Origin of the sequence: Paenarthrobacter sp. NPDC090522, assembly GCF_044769225.1 — a bacterium.
Classification (GTDB): Bacteria; Actinomycetota; Actinomycetes; order Actinomycetales; family Micrococcaceae; genus Arthrobacter.
This window is the reverse complement of record NZ_JBIVXL010000034.1, coordinates 1-21876: the sequence shown is the minus strand read 5'-3', so window position 1 is coordinate 21876 and position 21876 is coordinate 1. Positions and strand designations below refer to the sequence as shown.

At 60.8% G+C, this 21876-nt stretch carries 16 protein-coding genes; 5 read left to right on the top strand and 11 right to left on the bottom strand.

The window, feature by feature from the left end; all coding sequences use genetic code 11:
* Positions 1-567, top strand: a 567-nt coding sequence (locus tag ACIQT2_RS23310) for an aldehyde dehydrogenase family protein (protein ID WP_402951501.1), incomplete at its 5' end; no start/stop codon positions are given.
* Between the two features lie 90 nt (positions 568-657).
* Here ACIQT2_RS23310 and ACIQT2_RS23305 read toward each other — a convergent pair.
* Entirely contained in the window at positions 658-2220 is a 1563-nt protein-coding gene (locus ACIQT2_RS23305; protein ID WP_402951504.1) for a PucR family transcriptional regulator, read from the bottom strand.
* 123 nt (positions 2221-2343) lie between these two features.
* Here ACIQT2_RS23305 and ACIQT2_RS23300 point away from each other — a divergent pair, with 123 nt between their 5' ends.
* The gene (locus ACIQT2_RS23300) at positions 2344-3702 is read left to right on the top strand and encodes an aspartate aminotransferase family protein (RefSeq protein ID WP_402951499.1); all 1359 of its coding nucleotides are present in this window, start codon (positions 2344-2346) and stop codon (positions 3700-3702) included.
* 139 nt (positions 3703-3841) lie between these two features.
* Positions 3842-6244: a phosphoenolpyruvate synthase gene (ppsA, locus tag ACIQT2_RS23295; protein ID WP_402951496.1), complete on the top strand. Its 2403-nt coding sequence runs from the start codon at positions 3842-3844 to the stop codon at positions 6242-6244.
* Positions 6245-6312: 68 nt separating this feature from the next.
* On the opposite strand, the gene ACIQT2_RS23290 is transcribed toward ppsA, so the two are convergent.
* The 9 genes from ACIQT2_RS23290 to ACIQT2_RS23250 form a co-directional block, all read right to left on the bottom strand.
* Positions 6313-7707 (bottom strand): HupE/UreJ family protein, encoded by a 1395-nt coding sequence (locus ACIQT2_RS23290; RefSeq protein WP_402951493.1) that lies wholly within the window; start codon positions 7705-7707, stop codon positions 6313-6315.
* A gap of 29 nt (positions 7708-7736) precedes the next feature.
* Positions 7737-8909 (bottom strand): DUF3500 domain-containing protein, encoded by a 1173-nt coding sequence (locus ACIQT2_RS23285; protein WP_402951490.1) that lies wholly within the window; start codon positions 8907-8909, stop codon positions 7737-7739.
* 26 nt (positions 8910-8935) lie between these two features.
* Positions 8936-9976, bottom strand: a complete 1041-nt coding sequence (locus ACIQT2_RS23280; protein WP_402951487.1) for an NAD/NADP octopine/nopaline dehydrogenase family protein — start codon at positions 9974-9976, stop codon at positions 8936-8938.
* A gap of 116 nt (positions 9977-10092) precedes the next feature.
* Positions 10093-11235 carry an NAD(P)/FAD-dependent oxidoreductase gene (locus ACIQT2_RS23275; RefSeq protein WP_402951484.1) on the bottom strand — a complete coding sequence of 381 codons (1143 nt, stop codon included), beginning with the start codon at positions 11233-11235 and terminating at the stop codon, positions 10093-10095.
* Positions 11232-12047, bottom strand: coding sequence for an amino acid ABC transporter ATP-binding protein (locus tag ACIQT2_RS23270; protein ID WP_402951481.1), 816 nt, complete (start codon positions 12045-12047; stop codon positions 11232-11234). The genes ACIQT2_RS23275 and ACIQT2_RS23270 overlap by 4 nt, the downstream gene beginning before the upstream one ends.
* 1 nt (position 12048) lies before the next feature.
* Positions 12049-12996, bottom strand: coding sequence for an amino acid ABC transporter permease (locus ACIQT2_RS23265; RefSeq protein ID WP_402951479.1), 948 nt, complete (start codon positions 12994-12996; stop codon positions 12049-12051).
* Position 12997: 1 nt separating this feature from the next.
* Positions 12998-13912, bottom strand: a complete 915-nt coding sequence (locus tag ACIQT2_RS23260) for an ABC transporter substrate-binding protein (protein ID WP_402951477.1) — start codon at positions 13910-13912, stop codon at positions 12998-13000.
* A 57-nt stretch (positions 13913-13969) separates the two neighbouring features.
* On the bottom strand, positions 13970-14683 hold the full coding sequence (locus tag ACIQT2_RS23255; protein WP_402951474.1) for a GntR family transcriptional regulator: 714 nt from the start codon (positions 14681-14683) through the stop codon (positions 13970-13972).
* A gap of 148 nt (positions 14684-14831) precedes the next feature.
* Positions 14832-15863, bottom strand: a complete 1032-nt coding sequence (locus ACIQT2_RS23250; protein WP_402951472.1) for a DUF4192 domain-containing protein — start codon at positions 15861-15863, stop codon at positions 14832-14834.
* Positions 15864-16840: 977 nt separating this feature from the next.
* On the opposite strand from ACIQT2_RS23250, the gene ACIQT2_RS23245 reads away from it, so the two are divergent.
* Positions 16841-17857, top strand: coding sequence for a serine/threonine-protein kinase (locus tag ACIQT2_RS23245; protein WP_402951469.1), 1017 nt, complete (start codon positions 16841-16843; stop codon positions 17855-17857).
* 1103 nt (positions 17858-18960) lie between these two features.
* On the opposite strand, the gene ACIQT2_RS23240 is transcribed toward ACIQT2_RS23245, so the two are convergent.
* Positions 18961-19779, bottom strand: coding sequence for a hypothetical protein (locus ACIQT2_RS23240; RefSeq protein WP_402951466.1), 819 nt, complete (start codon positions 19777-19779; stop codon positions 18961-18963).
* A gap of 325 nt (positions 19780-20104) precedes the next feature.
* Between ACIQT2_RS23240 and ACIQT2_RS23235 the strand changes: the two genes are divergently transcribed.
* The gene (locus ACIQT2_RS23235) at positions 20105-21085 is read left to right on the top strand and encodes a hypothetical protein (RefSeq protein ID WP_402951463.1); all 981 of its coding nucleotides are present in this window, start codon (positions 20105-20107) and stop codon (positions 21083-21085) included.
* The last annotated feature ends 791 nt before the right edge of the window (positions 21086-21876 follow it).

Below are 21876 nucleotides of genomic sequence, written 5' to 3'. Positions count from 1 at the left end.
CTGCGCATCGGGGACGGCCGCCGGAACTGCGATATGGGCCCGCTTGTGACCAAGCAGCACCGCGACAAGGTGGCCTCCTACATCGACGTCGCCATGGCTGACGGGGCCAAAGTCGTCGTGGACGGCCGTCACGTCAAGGTCGACGGGGACGAGAACGGCTTCTGGCTCGGCCCCACCCTGATCGATGACGTCCCGGTCACCTCCCGGGTCTACACCGAAGAAATCTTCGGGCCGGTCCTGGCCATCGTCCGGGTCAAGAGCTACGAAGAAGGCCTGGACCTGATCAACAACGGCGCCTTCGGGAACGGCACCGCGATCTTCACCAACGACGGCGGCGCCGCCCGCCGCTTCCAGAACGAAGTCGAGGTAGGCATGGTCGGCATCAACGTCCCCATCCCCGTGCCCGTGGCGTACTACTCCTTCGGCGGTTTCAAGGACTCCATCTTCGGCAGTTCCAAGGCCTACGGCTTGCAAGGCTTCGGGTTCTACACCCGCGAAAAAGCCATCACCTCCCGCTGGCTGGACCCCAGCCACGGCGGCATCAACCTCGGCTTCCCCCAAAACTAGGCGAAAGCCCCACAAACGTCAGGGCCTGGCACTGGACCCTGACACCGAAGGCCTCCGACGCCCCAAAGCGCCGGAGGCCTTCGCGTAGCGTCAGTCCTCCAGGAACTGCACGGCGGCGAACAGTTCGAGCCTGTCGTGCATGTTGTCCAGGTTCAGGCCCAGGATCCGGCCGGCAGCATCGATTCTATTGCGCAGCGTGTGCCGGTGCACACCCAGATGCCGGGCCGTTTTGTCCCACACGCAGTTATTGGCGAACCACTCACGCACGGTGGAGAGAAGCTCTGTCTGTTCGATCCGGTCGTGCTCGACGAGCGGCTGCAGCAAGCCCCGGGCCACCGGACCGGCCTGCTCCGCGTGGAGCAGGCCCAGCATTCCGCCCTCGGAAAGCTCCGAAAACTCGACGACTGTTTTGCCCATTTCTGTTGCCCGCCGAAGGGCTCGAGTTGCCTCCTCAAGGGCGTTGGACAAATGATCCATCCCCGTCCCGGAGGAAACCCCACACGTACCGTGACGTTGCAGGAGCTCCAGCACCTTCCTCTGATGGGCCGTCCCGGCAAGAACTACCAGAAGATCTCCGCGTAGCGCGTAAAACACTGCACCACGGTGATCGTCGGCAAGCAGCTCCAAGGCCTCCAACAGGTTTGGTGCAGGGCTCTCCTGTCGCGATGCCGTTACCAGGATGGGTTCCCTGGGGAGGGTTCCCCACACCTGCTGGGCTGTTCTGAGGGCGACGTCGGTGCTGCCTGCCAGCAATTGCTCGAAGACGCCGGCGCGAAGGTGACGGCGTGCGGTGTCCAGGGTACGGGTCTGTTCGAGTGCCAGACTGGCCAGGCCTATGACGCTGTTGACGATATCCGTGCGGGCAGGATCCAGGGGTTCAATGGCGCCCAGGACCAGGGCACCTCTGAGGCTGTCCTTACGTCCCAGGGTCTGCAGTGTTATTGACTGGCCGCCGACTTCTGTGTGCGAGGCAGATCTGTTGCCCGCCGCCAGGGCGCGTTGGACCCTGGCCGCGACTTCCCCTGCAATGTCGGAAGGAACGGGCCGGTTGCGTGGCATGCGCACGTAGTTCCCGGCGGCGTCGTACAGAGCCACCCAGCTGTGCAGTTGCCGCTCGAGTTCGCCCAGGATGGAGGTCAAACCATCGGGCCGGAGTGCTGCGCGGGAGAGTGCCCGCTGAGCCTGCAGCGACCACTCCGCCCTCGCGTGCTCTTCCTTGGCCAAATAGTCCGCTACTGACCGGATGATCGCAATGAACGGTGTTCGATCGGGAACTTCCAGCAGCGGCAGTCCATGGAGCCGGCACGCGTCCTCCAGTTCCTTCGGCAACGTCCCATGAATCACCTGTGTTGCAAAGCCCAGCCCTGCGATCCCGTGATCGACAAGGCGACGCACATACGTGTCGTAAGCGTCCCCGTTGCCCGTTGCCGAAAGCCTCTCGGTGGCAGGTGTCGCCGAAGCAGGTGAAGTTGGGAACTGCGTCCCATCTGTCAGCAACAGTTGTCCGGGATCCAGAAAAGGAGTCGGATCCTCGAGGTCGGAACTATGCACCCACGAGATCGATTCGTCCAAGGCAGGACTTCCCGGATCGGGGGTAACGAGTCGGAGCTTGAGTGATCGGCTGCGCAGGAGCACATTCAGGTTTGGCGGCATCGGCACCCTCGAGTGTTTATTCGTCGATTCAGGTCGAGCTCATTGTACAAAGGTATAGAGCCATGGGCGCCCTCTACGAAGCAAGATGAAGGGAAACAGCCAACATCAGCGAGAGGAACCGCTATGGCCACCAGCCAAACAACTCTGTCACCATCAGCACCCGGCATCGACGGTGGTGCAGTAGTTACCAACGCTGACGCCGTGTCCCTGGACCGTGCGAATGTATTCCACTCCTGGTCCGCCCAGAAGTCCCTGAACCCGCTGGTTATCGCCGGTGGATCCGGGAGCACGGTCTGGGACCACGACGGCAACACCTACTTGGACTTCTCCAGCCAATTGGTCAACACCAACATTGGCCACCAGCACCCGAAGCTCATCGCAGCCATCGCGAAGCAGGCCACCGAACTGGCAACCCTGGCGCCGTCCCACGCCAGCCACATCCGCGGCCAGGCAGCGGCGAAGATCCTTTCTCACGCTCCAGCGAACATGGAGAAGGTGTTCTTCACCAACGGCGGCGCCGATGCCAACGAAAACGCCATCCGCATGGCCCGCCTACACACCGGCCGCGACAAGGTGATCTCCCGCTACCGCTCCTACCACGGCAACACCGGCGCTGCGATTGTCGCTACCGGAGACTGGCGCCGGATCCCCAACGAATACGCCCGCGGCCACGTCCACGTTTTCGGACCCTATCTCTACCGCTCCGAGTTCTGGGCCGAAACCCCTGAGCAGGAAACTGAAAGGGCCTTACACCACCTGCGCCGCGTCATCCAGCTCGAAGGCCCCCAGTCCATCGCCGCAATCTTGCTTGAGACGGTGCCCGGAACCGCAGGCATCATGGTTCCCACGCCCGAGTACCTCCAAGGCGTCAGGGCATTGTGTGATGAGTACGGTATCGTCATGATCCTCGACGAAGTCATGGCCGGCTTTGGCCGCACTGGCGACTGGTTCGCGCTGGATGCCTTCGACGTCACCCCGGACCTGATTACCTTCGCCAAGGGCGTCAACTCCGGCTACGTGCCCGTAGGTGGTGTCATCATCTCTGGCGAGATCGCGGCCACGTTTGATGAACGGGTGTTCCCGGGCGGCCTCACTTATTCGGGCCATCCGCTTGCGGCTGCCTCCGTGGTGGCTTCGATCGAAGCTTTCGAAGAAGAGGGCATCATCGAGAACGCCGCCATGATTGGGCGCGACCACCTCGGGCCAGGCTTGGAGGCGTTGGCGGAAAAGCACGCCGTCATTGGCGAGGTGCGCGGACGAGGCGTCTTCTGGGCACTGGAACTCGTCAAGGACCGAAACACCAAAGAACCAGTTACTCCGGCCTACATGGGGAGGATCAAGGCCGAACTGCTTGGCCGGGGGCTCCTGCCCTTCATTGCCGACAACAGGATCCACGTTGTGCCGCCAGCGGTGGTCACGGCCGCTGAAGTTGCCACGGCGCTGGACATTTACGACCAAGCGCTGGCTGCGACCACTCTCTAGCCGCTCCAACGCGTAGGGCCCGGTGCCGCAAACTCATCCGAGTCTTGGCACTGGGCCCTGTATTTGCGCGGGCAGGACACCCACCCCGCGTACCCGACTCTTGCGCTTGTCAGCGCGTGCCCAACGAAGGACACCATTTATGACTGACGTTCTCTGGTTTTCTGATCTTGGCTTGTCCGACCTTGACCAGGTTGGCGGCAAGAACGCTTCTCTTGGCGAGATGGTTGGCAGCCTCGCCTCTGCAGGGGTGAAGGTTCCGGACGGTTTTGCGACCACGGCCGATGCTTATCGGCGGTTCTTGAGTGGATCCGGGCTGGATGCCCGGATCGTGAATATTCTGGAAGGCCTGGACAGCGGCGATGTGGCCGCTTTGGCCAGTGTCGGCCAGCAGATCCGGGATCTGATCCGTGATTCGCCGTTCCCCGCGGGTTTCGAAGAGGAGATCCGTGCCGCGTATGCACGCCTGGCCCAGGAGCATGGTGATGAGGTGTCGTGGGCGGTGCGTTCTTCGGCTACGGCTGAGGATTTGCCGGATGCTTCCTTCGCCGGGCAGCAGGAAACGTTCCTGAACATCCACGGTATTGAGAACATCCTGGTGGCGATCAAGGATGTGTTTGCGTCCCTGTATAACGACCGGGCGATCGCGTACCGTGTCCATCACGGCTTCACGCACTCCGAGGTTGCTTTGTCGGCGGGTGTGCAGCGGATGGTCCGTTCCGATGTCGGCGCGTCCGGGGTGATGTTCACGATGGACACTGAGACCGGTTTCCAGGACGCGGTGTTCATTACCTCCTCGTACGGTCTGGGTGAGGCCGTGGTCCAGGGTGCGGTGAACCCGGATGAGTTCTATGTCCACAAGCCTGCGCTGGTGGCCGGGCGTCCGGCGGTGCTCAAGCGCGGTTTGGGGGAGAAGGCCATCCAGATGGTCTACACCGAGTCCCGTGAGGTGGGCCGGACCGTGGATTTCATCCCGGTCGCTCCGGAGCTGCGGAAGCGTTTCAGCCTGTCCGATGCCGAGGTGGAGCAGTTGGGCCGGCACGCGCTGGCCATCGAAGCCCACTACGGCCGTCCGATGGATATTGAGTGGGGCAAGGACGGGGTGGACGGGGAACTGTACATCCTGCAGGCCCGCCCCGAAACGGTCGAGTCACGTAAGGCCGCGGGATCGGTGTCTCGTTACCGGCTTGCCGAGCGTTCCACGGTGCTGGTCGAAGGCCGGGCGATCGGTCAGCGGATCGGTGCCGGGCAGGTGCGGGTGTTGTCCTCGATCGATCAGATGGCCTCCTTCCAGGAGGGCGATGTGTTGGTGGCGAACATGACGGACCCGGACTGGGAACCGATCATGAAGAAAGCCGCGGCGATCGTCACCGACCGGGGCGGCCGGACCTGCCACGCGGCGATCATCGCCCGTGAGCTGGGCATCCCCGCCGTCGTCGGAACCGGGTACGCGTCCCAGATCCTCAAGGACGGCACCCCCGTCACGGTCTCCTGCGCCGAGGGCGAAGCCGGGCTGGTGTACGAGGGCTTGCTGGAGTACACGCTGCAGGAAACGTCTTTGGAGACCATGCCCGAGGCACCGGTGAAGATCATGATGAACGTCGGCACCCCGGAACAGGCGTTCAGCTTCGCCAAACTCCCCAACCACGGGGTTGGCCTGGCGCGGCTGGAGTTCATCATCAACCGGCAGATCGGCATCCACCCCAACGCGCTGCTGGCCGTGGCCGGCGAAGTGGCCCGCCCTGCGACCCTGGATGACTTCACGGTCCGGCAGATCCGGGAGAAGACCGCCGCTTACGACGGCCCCCGGGACTTCTACATGAAGCGCCTCGCCGAGGGTATCTCGACCATCGCCGCGGCGTTCGCCCCGGAACCGGTGATCATCCGGCTCTCGGACTTCAAGTCCAACGAGTACGCCAACCTGATCGGCGGCCCGGCGTTCGAACCCGAGGAAGAAAACCCGATGATCGGCTACCGGGGAGCGTCCCGGTACCTGTCAGAATCCTTCCGCCAGGCCTTCGAGCTCGAATGCGAAGCCCTGAAATACGTCCGCAACGAAATGGGCCTGAGCAACATCAAGCTCATGGTCCCGTTCGTGCGGACCCTGGACGAGGCCCGCGGCGTCACCGAACTGCTCGCGGCAAACGGGCTGCGCCGCGGCGAGAACGGCCTGGAGATCGTGATGATGTGCGAACTACCGGCCAACGCGCTGCTCGCTGATGAGTTCCTGGAGTACTTCGACGGGTTCTCCATCGGTTCCAACGACCTCACCCAGCTCACCCTGGGCCTGGACCGCGACTCAGCCCTCGTGGCCGAAGGCTTCGATGAGCGCAACCCCGCCGTGACGAAACTCCTGGAAATGGCCATCACCGCCTGCCGCCGCAAAGGCCGGTACGTCGGTATCTGCGGCCAGGGCCCCAGCGACCACCCGGACTTCGCCGAATGGCTCCTGGCACAGGGCATCAGCTCCATCTCCCTGAACCCGGACGCCGTGACCGAAACCTGGCTGCGCCTGGCCCGCACCGGCACCCGCGCCGCCGTCTGAATGGCAGACCACCACACCGTGGGGGCGGGCACCCAACCCGCCCCCACGGTGTGTTGCGCGGCCATGTTTCACGTTTGCGTTGTGCCGACCTTTCCGTAGTCGGATAGGGCTGACCGCGCCCCGACGGGGCTTACGCTAGGTAGTGGGCGCACCGCAGCCTCAGTGCTCTTTGGGCGCCGGACCAGAATCAGCAGCGCACCACCCCACAGCGCCACGATGACAGGCAACGAGGCGCTTTCCAGCCCGTCCGCCGTCGAAGCTATGACATTCGACATTCCGAGCCTTGCCGCCATCCACCCGGACGCCGCAACAGCAGCCAAAACAGCCGTACCTATCCGAAACGGCTGGAAAAAGCGGTACCGGGCCATGACGACAAGCGGTGGCAGGACCAGCGCGACCACTGCGACTTGCATGATTTCGATTCCCAGGTTGAAACCCAGGAGTGAGAGTCCCAACCGGGTTCCGGTGAGGTCGAGTTCGTGGAGGGTTTCTGAGAAGGCGAGGCCGTGGATGAGGCCGAAGAAGCCAGCTACGAGTTGTTCCTTCCCTGCGAACACGGGGCGGATGGCGTGGACGGCTGCAACCAGGATGCTCAGGGCGATGAGTGCCTCGATGGGTGCGGAAGGTACCGGGACGCCCAGGGTTCCCATGGCCAGCGTGACCGAGTGACCGAGGGTGAACGCCATGGTGACGCCGCAGATTCTGCGGACTGCTTTTCCGGGAGTGGCGGGTCCGGACCATCGTCCGCGAAGTGCCAACAATGGAGCCGGGATGAGCAGTGTCAGAAGGAAGAGTTGGTGGTCGGTTCCTTCTCTAATGTGTTGAATCCCGAGCGCCACCATGCTCAGGAATCCGTTGATGGTGCTTCCGTCGCCGAGGTCCACATGCAGTGACGGAACTGTTCCGGTGACGGTGTCCAGGCGGATGGTCCCAAGTTGATAGGCGCCGTCAACTGCACCGCCGGCCCAGTCTGAGGCCACGCTGACCAACACAATATGGGTGACCACCTGGTGCACCACCGCGTCATATCCGAGATTGAAAGAGCGTTCATCCGTGCCGCTGGGCGGAGTGAGAGTGAACGTCGTTTCCAGTGCTTTGTAGATTCCTGTGGTTGCTGTGCTGCCCGCGTCGGTGACTGTCAGTCCACCTTCGCTGACGGCCCATGCCTGGCCCGTGTCGCTTGTGGGGGTGAAGTGTGCCAGAAGGTAGGCGGTGATGTCCGTGGCGCGGGCGGCCACCGTTTCGGCACTGCCGTCTCCGAGGTTGATGCCGCTTGCGGCGCTGAGATCGTCGAGAGGTATGTTCACTCTTGCATCGATATGGTCCTCGGCGATGGTCAATTCCACGGTGGAGTTGGGAAGGACATGGGCGGACGCCGGCGTGGTGCCGAGTGCGAGGAGTCCTGTGAGGATGAGCAGCGCGGCGGCCAGTGAACGCACGACGGCGGTACGCGCCTTAGTCATGTGTGTTGTGGCGCCGAGGGGCGTACGCATCAGGCCTTGGTTCCGCCGTAGTCCGTGGACCGGTCCCGCCACAGTGAATGCGGGTGGTTCCCGGAGAGCACGATGCCGCGCTGCATGGAAAATTCGATCCAGACGGACGGGCCGTCAATACGGATGTAGTCGTTTTGTTCGGTCAGGGCTGTGGTACCGGAGTAGGCCACATAGGTGTCGTCGATTTCGGTTTCATAGCGTTTGAGAATGGTTGCCGCGTCGTCGTCGGCGACGTCGTTGACGTAACCGGCAATGGCTGCGAGGACCAGTTTCTTCTGTTCGGCGGACAGTCCGGAGGCTTGTATTCCTTCTTCGGTGGTGGGGAAAGCCCAGTCCTGGCCTGGACCCAGGAGCAGATCGCTGTAGGTCTTACCCAGTTTTGCCTGGGACTGCTGATCCGCAGTGAGACCGGCGAGCAGCGCGGCGAAGGCAGCCTCCTTGACGGCCAGGGGTTGGTTGCTGGCTCCGTTGTAGTCAAAGGCGCCGTTGGGCTCGATGCCGCGGAACGAGGGCGTGGCTCCGGCCAGGGAGCCATTGGTGTAGGTGTTCGCAACGGCGAGGTGGTGGCCACCGAACTGGAACTCCCAGGTGCCCGCCTCTGTGGGTGTTCCGAGGAACGCGATGTAATACCCTGTTCGGCCGTAGTCGCTGCCACCGCCGTTGGCTGCAAGGTACTCGTCGGCGTTGAGGTGTTGCTGTATTTCCTCGTAGCCCAGGCCTTTGGTGGAGCCGGTGGCTGCGGCGAGGAGTTTGTTGAAGGCGGCCAGTTGTGCTTCGCCAAGGTCTGCCAGGTTCAGCCCGACGCGTGGTCCTGTTCCGCCTCCACCGCCAGGTCCGCCTCCCATTCCACCGGACAATAAGGCCTGGGGGAGATTGGACCAGAGTTTTGCGTTGGCCAGCGAGTAGTCCTGCAGCAACTGTGCCTGCAAGTCGTTGCCCAAGGTGGCTTGGAAAGCCTGCGCCAGTTGCGTCACGCTGCCAGCCGCCGTCGAACCAGCGCTTGAGGACGCAGAGGTGGACGCGGACGCCGCGCCGCTGGCCGCCGTCGTTGTTGCGGATGGAGTGGCCGGAGACGTTGGTGACGAGCAGGCCGAGACGGCTAACAAGCCCAGAACAGGAATGCTGCCGAGCAGGGCCCGGCGGGACAGTGAGGGTGTTTCTGAAGTGATCATGCAGCCCACGCTAGGTGGGCAAAGTTTCAGTGGACTTTCCCTTGGCTATGGTCAGGCTGTGAAGATGCCCCAAGGTGTTCGATGAAGGTGCGCGCGGCAAGTTTGGCGGCTGTACCCAGATCTGTGCGCAGGAGAATCTCACCTAGCCTAACCACCGAACTGATGGACGGCACCTGGAGGCCGAGCGCGTGGGCAACCTCGTTCATGGGCGCGAACGTAGACCGCAACTCATGCTCGAGATATCGGTGATTGAGGCTTGAGGGAAGTCTGATGTGCTGGTACGCGGGGAAGGTATGGATCTTTTCTCTGAGGGTCTTTCCGGGCATGCCGTTGGGGCCTCTGCTTCTCTCCATGAGCGCCGGGACGGGAGTGAGGTCATATCCGAGGGCTTTGCCAAGTCTTATGCGGTCTTCATCGAGTGCTTCAAGCAGGCTGCAGACGCTGTCGCCGAATCCTTCGACATAGAGTTTGAGGCTCACTCCGCGTTCGACGTTCATGGCGTTGAGAAGCATGGGAGGCAGGTGCACAAAGGCATTGACGCTGGAGAGCGCCACTGTCGGACCATCGCCAAGGCTGATCTGGGGGAAGATCGATGTGGCCAGATCGATCAAGCCAGGCGAGGTATCGAAGCCCATGAACCCTGCGAGAACGTTGCTCTTTTCGGCCCTGACTTCAGTGCCGGTTCCGTTGACGATAAAGCTGCCGATGTGCAGGATGCCGGCGGTGTTGAAGTTGTGGGCGGAGGCTGTACTAATGGCTTCGGCGACGGCGGTAAGGCCACCGCCGACAATCGCGACGAGGTCGGGGGTGTGGCTGCGGAATACGTACTCCATCCCGTCAGTGACGCTTTCTCCCTCGGCAAATACGACCCCCACGGTGTGATCCGTGGGGACGAAATTGCCGATTGTTGCCAGAGACGTGGTGCGGGTATGGCCGAGGTATTGGAATGAATGATCCCCGGGGGTCAGAGTCTTACCTCGAAGCGCGACCTTATGGCCGGCCAGGGAAAGGGCCAGAGCTGTTGCGGCCGCATTTACTTCATCCGACCGGATGATGATATTGGTCATGGGTTCTCTTTCACGTCCCCGGCGCAGCCGGCCCGTCACAGTGGAGTGACGGGCCGGCTGCCGGGGTAACGAGTTTGTGGATTCGATCGAGTCGTTACGGAAATTGGTCCCGGGGACTACATGGATGTTGCGGCGAACCGCGACAGGCCGAAGGGCTCAAGGGATTCGTGGCGGTGGCCGTTGAGCACTTCCTCTGCAACTGACTCGGCCAGGTGCGCCGACAGTGTGACTCCGCTATGGGTTGCAACGGCGTAGACGCTGTGGTTGTGATCAATCCAGTCTGCGATGGTGAGTCCGTCTTCCGGCAGCACCCGGATACCGACACTGACGTTTTCCGTCGAGACATTCCGGAGTGCGGGGTAGAGTTCGCGGGCTCGTTCGAGCAGCAGTGCCGGCACGGTCCAGATGCGGGGGTCATCGAGGTCCCATTGGCCACCGGTCGGGTGGTCAGCGAAGGTGATGCCACCGTTACGGGCTGGGCGCAACGCGATGCCTTCAGCACGCACGATGTGTCTGATGCCCGCGTCCACGGGTCCGGTGGTGCTGATGATCCCGACTCCGGCGCTGGCGGTTGATCCGTTCCGGGTGCCGGTTCCTGATGGTTCCAGGGTGGGGAACGGGATACCGGCGGTGGAGAGGATTCTCCGGGTGCCGTTTCCGGCGGCCAGGATGACGACGTCGGCCTCGTAGGTGCGTTGCTCTCCGTCGCTGCTGGTTGCCGTGACGTTGGACTGCTGGATGCTTGTCACCGTTTGGTAGGGGACGAACGTCGCTCCTGATGCCATGGCGCGGTTGAGCAGGCTGGTGCACATAGTCGCTGTGTCGATCCAGCCTTCCTTGGGATAGAGCGCACCGCCGGTCAGGTGTGGACTGTTGAGGGAAGGTTCCAGTTCACGCACTCGTTCTGCCGAGAGGAGTTTGGCCTCGTATCCGTTGGCCAGGTGCTGTTCGACTTTTGTGTGCAGTGCCTGCTGTTCTTTGTCGTTTTGCGCGATTTGGACGTTGCCTGTTTGGTGAAACCACCGCGCGCCCGGGCGGCTTGCGGCGCGTTCGTGCGCCTGGAGACCCAAGACGTTGAGGGTGCTGTATTCCAGGGGCTTCTTGTTGTTGGAATTGATCCAGGCGAAGGTCGCGGCGCTGGTGGCGGCGCCGACTTCTGCTGCGTCGATGATGGTCACGGCGGCGCCCCGGCGTGTGAATTCATCTGCGAGGCTGCAGCCAATGATTCCTGCGCCGACGATGAGTATTTTGTGTTTCACGGCTGGTGGGGCCTTTCTGAGGTAGAGAGCGTGCCCACGGAGGCGAAGAATTTCTTGGCACGCGGTGTAGTCGGGTTGTGCAGCACGTCCTTAGGCGTGCCGCGCTCGATGATCCGGCCGGCGTCCATCATGACTACTTCATCGGCGACGTCTTCGGCGAAGCGCATTTCGTGGGTGACGATCATCATGGTCGAACCCTGTTCGGCCAGGCCGCGCATGACGGTGAGGACTTCGCTGACGAGTTCCGGGTCAAGGGCGCTGGTAGGTTCGTCGAAGAGGAGGACTTTTGGTTCCATAGCCAGTGCCCGGGCGATGGCTACCCGTTGTTGTTGACCGCCGGAGAGTTCGCTGGGGTAGTGGTCCATGCGGCTGCCGAGGCCTACTTGTTCCAGCACGCGCTTCCCGATGGCTTGGGCGTCCTTTTTCTTGGTGCCTTTGACGATCATCGGGGCGGCCGTGACGTTTTCGAGGGCTGTGTAGTGGGGGAAAAGGTTAAAGTGTTGGAACACCATGCCGAAGTTCAGGGTCTGTTTGCGGGCAGTTTTCCTGGAGACGGGCACGCGGTGTCCGTGGCGCAGTTCGTGGCCGATCATTTGGCCTTCGAAGAAGATAGCGCCGCCGTCGATCTCTTCCATCATGTTGACGGTTCGCAGCAGGGTGCTTTTGCCGGAGCCGGAGGGCCCGACGAGGCAGGTGACGGAGCCGGGATTAATGTCGAGGCTGACGTTATCCACGGCTGTCAGGGTGCCGAAGTGTTTGCTGACGTTGACCAGTTGAAGCAGGGGAGTGCTTGGGATCGGTGTGGTGGTCATTTCAGAAGTCTTCCTTTGCAGCGGCGTCCTGCAGTGGGGTTTTGGTGCTGTTCTGGTTTCGGCGTGCAAAGCCCCGACCGAAGCGTTTTTCGAGTCGCGACTGGCCGAACATGGCGATGCTGGTCAGGACCAAGTACCAGATCACGGCAACCATCAGCAGGGGGATGGTTTCGAAGTTGCGTGCGTAAATGGTCTGCACCGTGGTCAGCAGTTCGGTGTACCCGATGACGGAGACGAGGGAGGTGCTTTTGAAGATGGTGATGACGTCGTTGGCCAGGGAGGGGATGATGACGCGAATCAGTTGGGGACCAAGGATTTTCTGGTAGGCCCTGAAGGGTGGCATGCCCAGTGATTTACAGGCTTCGAATTGTCCTGTGGGCAGGGAAAGGATGCCGCCGCGGAAGATTTCTGCGGAGTACGCGCCGAGGTAAATGGACAGTCCGATGATGGCTGCGCTGAAGCGCGAGATGATGTCGTTGGCTGGCACTTCTGCAAAGGTCGGCCCGAAAGGAATGCCGATACCGAGTGTGGGTGCCAAGGCCCCGAAGAAAAACACGAAGAGCAGCATGACCAGTGGGGGCATGGCCCGCATCAGCCAGATGTAGAGAATCGCGATTGTCCGGAGGACCACCAGCGGGGACATCCGCGCCCATGCCGTGATGACGCCGAGGATTAGTCCGAAAAAGGTTGTCAGAAGGGTGAGGTAGATGGTGTTCAGCAGGCCGTTCATGACGACTTGGCTGAACAGGTAGGAGGAGATCACGTCCCATTTCCAGTTTTGGTTGAAAACCAGGAATTGAATGAGGCTCAGACCGAGGTAGACGGCCAGCGCGACGCTTGCCCATTGGGCTATTCCTACGCGTGGCTTGATGCTCAGGGCTGCCAGGTCGCTGGGATTCGATCGTGCTGAACCCAAGGCTGTTTTACGGTGGGTCAGGAGGCTGGACATGCTACTTGCCTCCGAGGGTATTAGTACTGTTCACATGCATGTCCGGGATGCCGAAATCCTTCAGCCCCCATTTATCGAGCAACGCGTCATAGGTTCCGTCCTGGACGAGTTTCAGGAGGGCGGCCCGCAGGGCGTCCCGGAGCTTGGGGTTGTCCTTGTTGATGCCGATGCCGAGGACGCTCTTTTGTTCGGTGTAGACGATTTTGAAGAGGCCAGGGTCGGTCTTGACGTTGTAAGACATCTGCGGGAGGTCGCCCCAGTACGCGTCGGCGGCTCCGCTCTTCACGGACAGGATCCCTGCTCCGGAGTTTTGGTACCCGTTGACCTCCAGCTTTGACGCGCCCTTGGCTTCGCAGGCTGCGGCGTACTTTTCCAGGTTTCCCTGTTGGGAAGTGCCCCGGGCATAACCGACGCTGAGTCCGCAGAGCTGCTCTGGTGTGAGTTGGTCTTCCTTCATGCCCTTGGAGGCGATGATGGCCGTGCCGTTTTTTAGGTAATCGATGAAGTCGATCTTCGTTTGCCGTTCGACGAAGTCGGCAACCGAAGCGATGGCGTCGTAGCGCTTGGCCTCCAATCCCGGAACCATGGCATCAAAGGTGCCCTCTTGGAACTGGGCTTCCGTGCCGAGTACCTTTGCCGCTGCCCGTAGCAGCTCCGGGTTGAGCCCGGTAATCTTGCCATCTCCATCGATGAACTTGACCGGTGCCACATCCGCATTGATCGACACCGTGAAACCGCCCTTTTGTCGGATGTCCTCGGGCAGCATCGCCGCAATCGCATCGTCCTTCTGGACAGCCGCCAGGATGTCAGTGCCACCCGTTTGTTGCGCGCCGACATTGTCCGTAGGGTTTGCGCAACCGCTCATCCCTAAAAGGCCCACCACGCTGGCGAGGGCCAAAACTGAAAGCTTTTTCATTGGGGTTCTCCTGGTAGTTTTAGCGCCAAGTCACTGACCATGACCGGGCACAGCCATCTAGTGACTGTCTTCGGAGTACTCGACGTAGAACTCGAGGGAATCCGGCCGCAGATAGTACGCGGCCGACTCGGCGATATCGCCGTTGGGCTGCCACATGAGGCGGCGCCTCCTCAGGACAGCAATGCCCGGCTCGATTTCCAAGAGACCAGCATGTGGCTGGCTCAGCAGTATCGGGTCGAAGTACATCCGTGATCGAGCGATGGGCACTCCGTGTTGGGCGAAGTAGGCCCTGATTGAGACGTCTTGCAGATCCTCGTCCATCAAATGGGGAGCCGTACTGAAGGGCACCGCCACTACCTCGATGACAATGGGAGAGTCATCGAGATCGTGGCGCACACGGACGAGCTGGGTGACAGGAGTGTCGTCACTCAAACCCGGCAAGTGCACCTCAGCCTTACCAGCAGGCATCACCTCAGCAGAGATGACAACCATCGTGCCCGGTATTCCGGCCGTCTCCAGCCTAGGATCCAAGGAGCGCAACAGGTTCACCTGACGGGCGCCCTCGGCAACATGTGTGCCTAGACGCTTCCGGCGAACAACGAGACCAGACTGGGCCAAGTCATTCAAAACCCGCTGCGCCACTGAACGGCTCACGCCATGTTCGGCCTGGATTTCGGCCTCTGTGGGGATCCTTGCTCCCGGAGGCAGTTCGCCCGAGTGGATTCGTGCTTCCAGGCCGGACCGGATCTTCACATACAGTGGCGTGCTCATGTAATGACCGTACAATTAGGTAATTGACCGGTCAATAGTCAAGAGCAAGAAATTGTGTGCACCGTCACCCTGGAACGCGGTCCTGGTCGGGATATGGCGCCAACGCAACGGCCGGCTGATCCGTTATGGCTGGACTTGCGCGGAGCGGTCAGGGCATGTCGAGGTTGTTCCGGTAGGCGGTGTTTTTGTCGGTGTTCCAGCCTGCGATGATGCCGGCGCCGAGCATGTGGTCGGTGAGTCGTGCGAAGCGGTAGCCGGGGTCGGTGTCTAGGGCGAGTTGGAGGTATTGGTGGGCTTTGGATCCTCTGCCTTCCCACCAGTTGATGTAGCCGATGGTGGTGAGGATGGGTGCTGCGTGTTCTGGTGCGGTGAGGGTGTAGGTGTGGGTGAGGAGTTGTTTGGCCCATTCGATCCGGGACCAGTCCGGGGCTTGGGTGGTTTGTGCGAAGCGGATGTGTTCGGGTGGTTCGTTGATGCCGGGGATGTCTACCATGAGTCGGTCGCGGATGTGCGGGAACTGGTAGTAGGCGATGAGCTTCAGGACGTCCTGGTCGGTGGGGTAGTCCTTGGCTTCGAGCATGCTCGACCAGAGTTGGTGGGCGTCTTGGGTGGCTGTCGCTGGTGGTCCGTTGAAGATGGTTTGCATGTGGTGTTCGACGGCGGTCCTGTGCTCTCGATGACCGGCCGCCGGCGGGAGGGTGATTTGGCTGGTGGGTTCGATGCTGCTGCCGCGGTAGATGAATTCGGCGTTGACCCGGGAGTATTCCGTGGTGCTGAGGGGGATGGCGATGTCGTTGCCGGGTGGGTTGTCGTAGGGGGAGCAGGTGCTGTTGGTGACGTAGACCCCGTCTCGGATGGTGATGCCTTCCTGGGCGAGGACTCCGGTGAGGGCTGCGATAGTGGCCCGGTGCGGCCTTGCTTCGCCCGGTTCTGGGGTTTCTGTGGTGTAGAGGGCGAAGACGATGCCGTTGGCGCGTTCGTCGGAGGTGAGGTAGGCGGCGACGGTTTGCGCGAAGTGGATCTCCAAGCCTGGTTGTTGGGGGAGGTCGATGCGGAGGGTGGCGCCGACTTTGTCGTTGTTGAGGGTGATGCAGACGAGGCTCTCGGCGGGCCAGAAGCCGAGGGTGTGGCCGATGAAGCTGAGCAAGTCGGCGGGGTCCTTGATGGTGAGCGCGTTCATGGTTATGTCTCCTCGTGCATTCTGGCTGTTGCTGAAGCCCCTGCTCTGGTGTGGGCTCAGCCATCCATGGGCGTGGGAATGCCCTGCGCCATGACCGGACTCCACCGCGACGAACTCTGCGAACAAACCCGACGCAGCGAATTCACCGAGTTGCAGTGGAGTCGTAGTGGGCTGCCTAGAGGTGGTCGACGGCAGTAAACGAGTTCAGTGGGTTGCTAGCCAAACCCTTTGCCCTAAGCTGGCCGAATTGGGGGGAGTCGAAGATTCGAACGTATGCGCCGTTATCGGTGCTTGCATATCTCTGACGCTGACACCTCCCGGGCACTGAGGCCAATCCTGCAAACCACAAGCAGGGACATTCAATACCCGGGCCTCTGCTCAGAAGCCCACGACAGGGCGGAGGGCGCCCTCCTGCCGCGAATTGAAGTATCGGTTTGGCATCAAGAACTCATAGCAATGTATGGGTAGGGTTCGGGTCCATTGGCGAGCCAGCCACTATTCCGCTAGCTCGATGGCTGCTATTGCTGCCGCGCTGGCTTCCGCGAATACCGCTGGAACGTTCAGATCGGCGCCTCGCGCCAAGGCGATGGCCTTGCTCACTCCCAGGAGCGCTCCCAATTCTCGACCGTTTCGGACCTCTACAATTGGGACTTTGGTCGCGGCCGCCGCGAGCAGGGCTCCCTCTATGCGGAGCCGGTTTCTGGTGCTGTCTGTATCACTGGGTCTTGGACTGCGGTCGGCCTCGAACAACAGCACGGCGGCTACGCCTATACGGCCAGCTAGTTCTGAGGAAAGCCACTCGCTGGATTCCTTGGCCTGCCGTGCGGGTGACGCTGAACCGTCGCAAGCATGATCAATCGTCGTTGGGTCTCCGGGCTCAGTTGAGTCGTGGAATACCCCTCGGACATGACGGCCACGCGGGCTGTTCATCACGCGAAGACCCAAAGTCAGCATAAAGAAACCCTACACTCGTCTACATGACCCTTGGACGCCCTGGCGAGACACTTGGTGGCCGCTACGTACTGCAAGCGCTGCTGGGCGCCGGCGCCTACGGTGAGGTTTGGCGAGCAAGGGACACCCATCGTTCCCATAACGTGGCACTGAAGCTACTGACCAATGGTGATCTGATCGGCGCCTGGCGGGAGGCTTCGATCTTAACAGCCCTGCATAGTCCGTACATCCTTGAAGTTCACAACGCCGACCGCTTCGAAAATGTGCCGTACCTGGACACCGCACTTGCGCGAACTTCGCTCGACAAAGAAGTTAAATACGGAATGGAACCGCACCGGTCAGTGGAAGCCATAAGACGAACGCTGCGGGGGTTGCAACTGTGCCACACTCGAGGACTACTGCACCGAGATGTCAAGCCCGCCAATGTCTTCGAGAGCTTCCACGGCGATGTCCTGCTGGGCGACTTCGGTATCGCGGCGCTCGTAAACGAACGCGGCGAAGCTCCGATCTTGTGTTCGCCGCATATCCGTGCACCCGAAACATTCGACTCTGGACTTTCTACGGTCGCATCGGACATCTATGCTGCGGGAGTCACACTGTACTTCCTGCTTGCGGGACGGTGGCCGTTCGATCATGCAGAGAACGCAGAACTAGAACGAGCCATCCGCTCAGGAGAGGGCCCAGCCCTCCGGGACGTCGCCCCGCACGTCAGCGCCTCGCTTTCGCGGCTAGTCTCACAATCCATGGATCTCGAGCCCGCCAGGAGATTCGTAAGCGCATCAGCCTTCGACACTGCCCTGGGTCGCTTGCCGGCGAGCGTGAATCAAATAACGCCGATGGCTCCGCACGAGGGCCACGACAGCTGCTGGACTGTTGCTGGGCGCAGAACCCGAACAGTTTGCGTTTCAGGCCTTGAAGCAGTGAGCGTAGAAGTGAGATACGCAGAAAGCGGACGGCGCGTGAACGCTCTATGCACGACGCTCACCAGGAACCGATTGCTGCCACATCTGCGAAAATTGTTCAACGCTTTACGGCAGACGTGAGTCCTCTTGGTTAGTGGCAACCAGCGGCCGTCAGCTTCGACTTCACCCCCCATGACCGAGGACGTCCGAGCGGTGGCCGGCGTTGGCAGAAGTATGCTCGCAGCGGCGCCCATAACAGTTGTCCCAGATACAGGAGATGTCGTTCTTGAGACCATTGGTGTCACTCGGAAGCGCGCTCTGGCGGCGCGCCAGGTTCGGTGTCGTAGGGGAATAGGTTTCGTTGTCGACGACGGTTCCGTCGCGGATTCCTTCTGATGCAAGAACTGGTGTGCCTGGTCGCGGCCGGGGGTTGGCCAGGGAGATGTCAGTCTGCTGTTGTGACTGATTTCGTGGCTCGAACCCCACCGTGGTCGGAGTCTTGCGGAAGGACCGGCTCGCGGCTTTATCGCCGCCTTCGGTGGGTGGTCGGTCTCGCACCTCCGTGTGGACGCCACGTTTGTTGGGTTCGGGACCGCCCTAAAGTTGTGAAAGGAGACACTACGACTAACGGTTTTAGTCCTGCGGCGGAGAGCGACGGGCGGCCAGATGGCCAGCTGAGCTGCGTGGCGGAACTGAGTCCTGCGGCGCCTTTTGTTCGGTGCACGGTAGGGCTAGTTCTTCAGGTAAAACCGAGAAGTGAAGCGCCTCGAACCTGCTGGCGAGTTCTTTCAGGAGCTTTGTGGCATCTTCTCCTTCACAGGTTTCTATCCAGACGGTAATTGTGTTGATCACACGCCGGTCGATGGGCTCACCTCGTTTGAGATGGCATCAGCGTGGCTTACTGCTTTCCGTGGGCGTGGCCGCTGGCGAGCTGCCACGCGTCAGGTCAGGAAATGCCTGGCTCCTCGTGCAGGCGTTTCAGGTTCCTAAGTAGCTTGGTTGTAAAGGCATTGTCAGCTTCCGAACATCGTTAGTTCCGACGTCAGCTTGATCCCATACTTCATGCATCCGCTCCCTGTAGCTCTGCCGGGGTGTGTTCCGGGGCGTCAAGTACGAGCGTGATGCCGAGGCCTGCTAGATGAGTTCTAAGGGATGTCATGTCCTGACGTGTGCGGAGCCAGCAGGACTGCCATCACCGGGGCAGCGGCGGGCCACAGACACCGCCAGCGGCCGACGGCAATGGCTCACTCATGGACCGTGTCCTCCTCGAGCATGTCATCATCGAATGCAGCCTTTGGAGGTCCGAATGCCAGTTTGGTTGCGCCGATAACAGCCGAAGTGGTGGCGAAGCTGTAGCTGGCGCCAACAATAGCTCCCAACGCGTATGGCAGGACGATGTTCAGCACGATGGTCCCCGTTGGGCCGGTCTTGGTGATGAACTTCGGATGAATGAGGTTATTGATTGGCTTCAGGGCTGAACGCGGAATGGCATCCAGCGTCTTCCGGGTCCAGTGCAGTCCAGTCCTTTTCGCGAACTTGGGAATTGCCGAGTCGGCACCTTGTTCAAGGACGACGGAGAGTACAAGCGTCCGGCGGTGTTCAATGTCGCCCAGCGGTATCTGGTGCACCTCAGCGACGGCGAGGATGTAGAAAACAGCAGCCGGCAACGACACTGCCGGTCCGCCGAGGGTGATGGCAGTGGAAACTGCTTTCCCCACCTCCGGAGCGGCACCTGCCGCGCCCGATGCGGCACCGGCAGCAGTGGCAGTTGCCATCAGTTGGCGGTCGAGTTTCTTCAGCGCCGCTGCAGGCGTGAGTTTAGGGTTCTTGGCGCGCATCTGCCGGACATGCGCGGCTGCCAAAGATGTCTGGCCTATCAGGATTGAGTTGATCTTGGCGATCAACGCAGGGTCTATGACGTGTGTCCTTTTGGCGTCAGTGTCATCGGCGGTGCTCTTCGGTTCCTGGTCGTCCAACTGTTTCTCCTCGTCTTCGTCCCCAACACTGCAGTTGACCCTGCGAGAAGTATTCCCTATGGAATCGACGTCCTCATACTGCGTCACATTTCGAGTAAAGGACGTGAAGCTCCACAGCCGAAGGCGATTTGGGGACTGCGCCTTTCGGCCATGAAAGGAGCACCCAGCGCGTGCTGCGGAGCGGGCGGGCAACACCGACCTCAAGAGCTTATCGGCTCTCCGGGTCGCTGGATCGGAATATCTTTCCTCAGGTTCTTACGTGGGTTACAACACAAATCTCTCTCGGGACTCGGCGTCGTGTTTTCCATCTTCGACAGTGGGTGGAACCAGTGAACTCGGGCCTTCAAGTCATGCTCGGAACGCGCTCAGACGGCAGTCACATCACGACAGTTGGCTACCGTACCCTTGAGCCATGACCCGTAAACCCTTCCCCGGTGAGCTTGGCTTCGTTGGCAGTGGTCCTGTTTTGTTCGAAGCAATTCATGCTGACTGGCCAGCCTACCCAGGCGACGATAGCTGGGAACTGAGCTTACTCAGGCTAGGTGATTTTCCCCGAGGTACAGAGTTCCAGTGCATCAGCATCATTGACCAATGCGCCCTTTTCGTGACGCATATCAACAAAAAAGAACCTGACCTATTCAGTGACAAGCACATGCACATTGCTGTCCGGCTCAAGGAGTTGCTCGAAATGGACGAGCAAGGCTTTGTTAACGGCGTGGTCATGGAGACAGAGATGTCGCCAGCGCAGGTCCATGCAAAGCGATCACAGGGGCCTGAGCTGTGGGCGCAGCTCCAAGCTGGCGGAAAGCTCTACTACCAGCTGGCAAACGGCGAGTACGCTCCCATCGAGCTAGACGACGATGAAGAATGGACCGAGGAGGACAGGGCGATCGCTCTTATGTCGCCCCGCAGCACGGAGCTCGTCGGCATGTACGAAGGAACCCGGATATCCCTTAAGCCTGCAGCCTGGCCGGAAATGGAGCGCTTGGCGCGGGAAGCCCTGGAAATTCCTCCGAGCCTTCAAAGTCGGTTGGCTGTGGTGTTGGACGCTGGTCTACATGATTCAGCCATCAGGGATCTGGGAGCAGCGCTGGAGACGCGCATGCGCGTGGTGACCGGCACGTCCGGCTACGGGCAGAGCCTTATCGAGGACTACATAAAAGCCTTGCACAAAGACCAAGACGGTCTCCCCGCACGCATCAAGTCACTTCGGCAGGAGCTGCGTTCAATTTTCAAATTCATACGCAACGAGTTCGCACACAATTTGGTTGAGCTTGAACCGAGCCACGGGTATGCATTCGTTTCCCGGCTCTGTTGGCATGTGCGCGATGTAGAACTGGTCATTGAAAGCCGCGGCCAGCACCAAGCAGGCGAGGGCTTCATTCGCGGGTGATCCCAACACAGCTGTGATCGGGAGTTTCCAGGACAAGCGAAAGCTTGTTCTCAACCCGATAGCGATCGATGCTGACATGAACCCGTGCACTTGACGTTCCCCCGCGTCCCTCTCAAGCACCTGGAATTCGTCCATGCTCGTGTTCGAGCTGGAGCGAGAAACACAACGGTCCGTTCCCCACGATGCTGAACTCATTACCTCGGCAGGCACCTTGGCTTTCTTAGCTAACCGGGGAAGGACGTCACCACGTCTGTGGTTCTGGGACCACCGACCCGGCGGATGAGCGACGCTTCACGTGATGCTACTTTTTGCTAGAGACTGCACGCCCGGTACAGAAGGACTTACGAGAGCGTTTCCGGTCAAAGGAACAATCTCTGCAGACTTCACCCGCAGCCACTCCGTGGGATTGCCCTTCACAGTGACGGCCGCTCAATATCTGTGCAGTCAGGGTTTTGGAATGTCATGTCGCCCGTGCGCTGAATCTCAATGGAGTTGTGGAAGGAGGAAATCTGATGAATCTTACTTGCCAAATCCCAGTTCGCACTTGCGGTAGCCGATATGTACTTGCTGGACACACCGCTGTGCAATGCATTTTATCCGCCATGGGCGATGCCCCGACGTTCGCTGATTGGCAAAAAGAAGGTGTGGACAGTAATGATGGAATTGGTTGTGTCGCGGCGTGGCTCTAAGTGTGGCTGACGCCCTGTGAGGGGTTTGTCTTGACATTGATCTGTCCGCCGCGACACGACTCGCAGTAAACGCGGCGGCCAGGTGGACATGACCTTATAGGA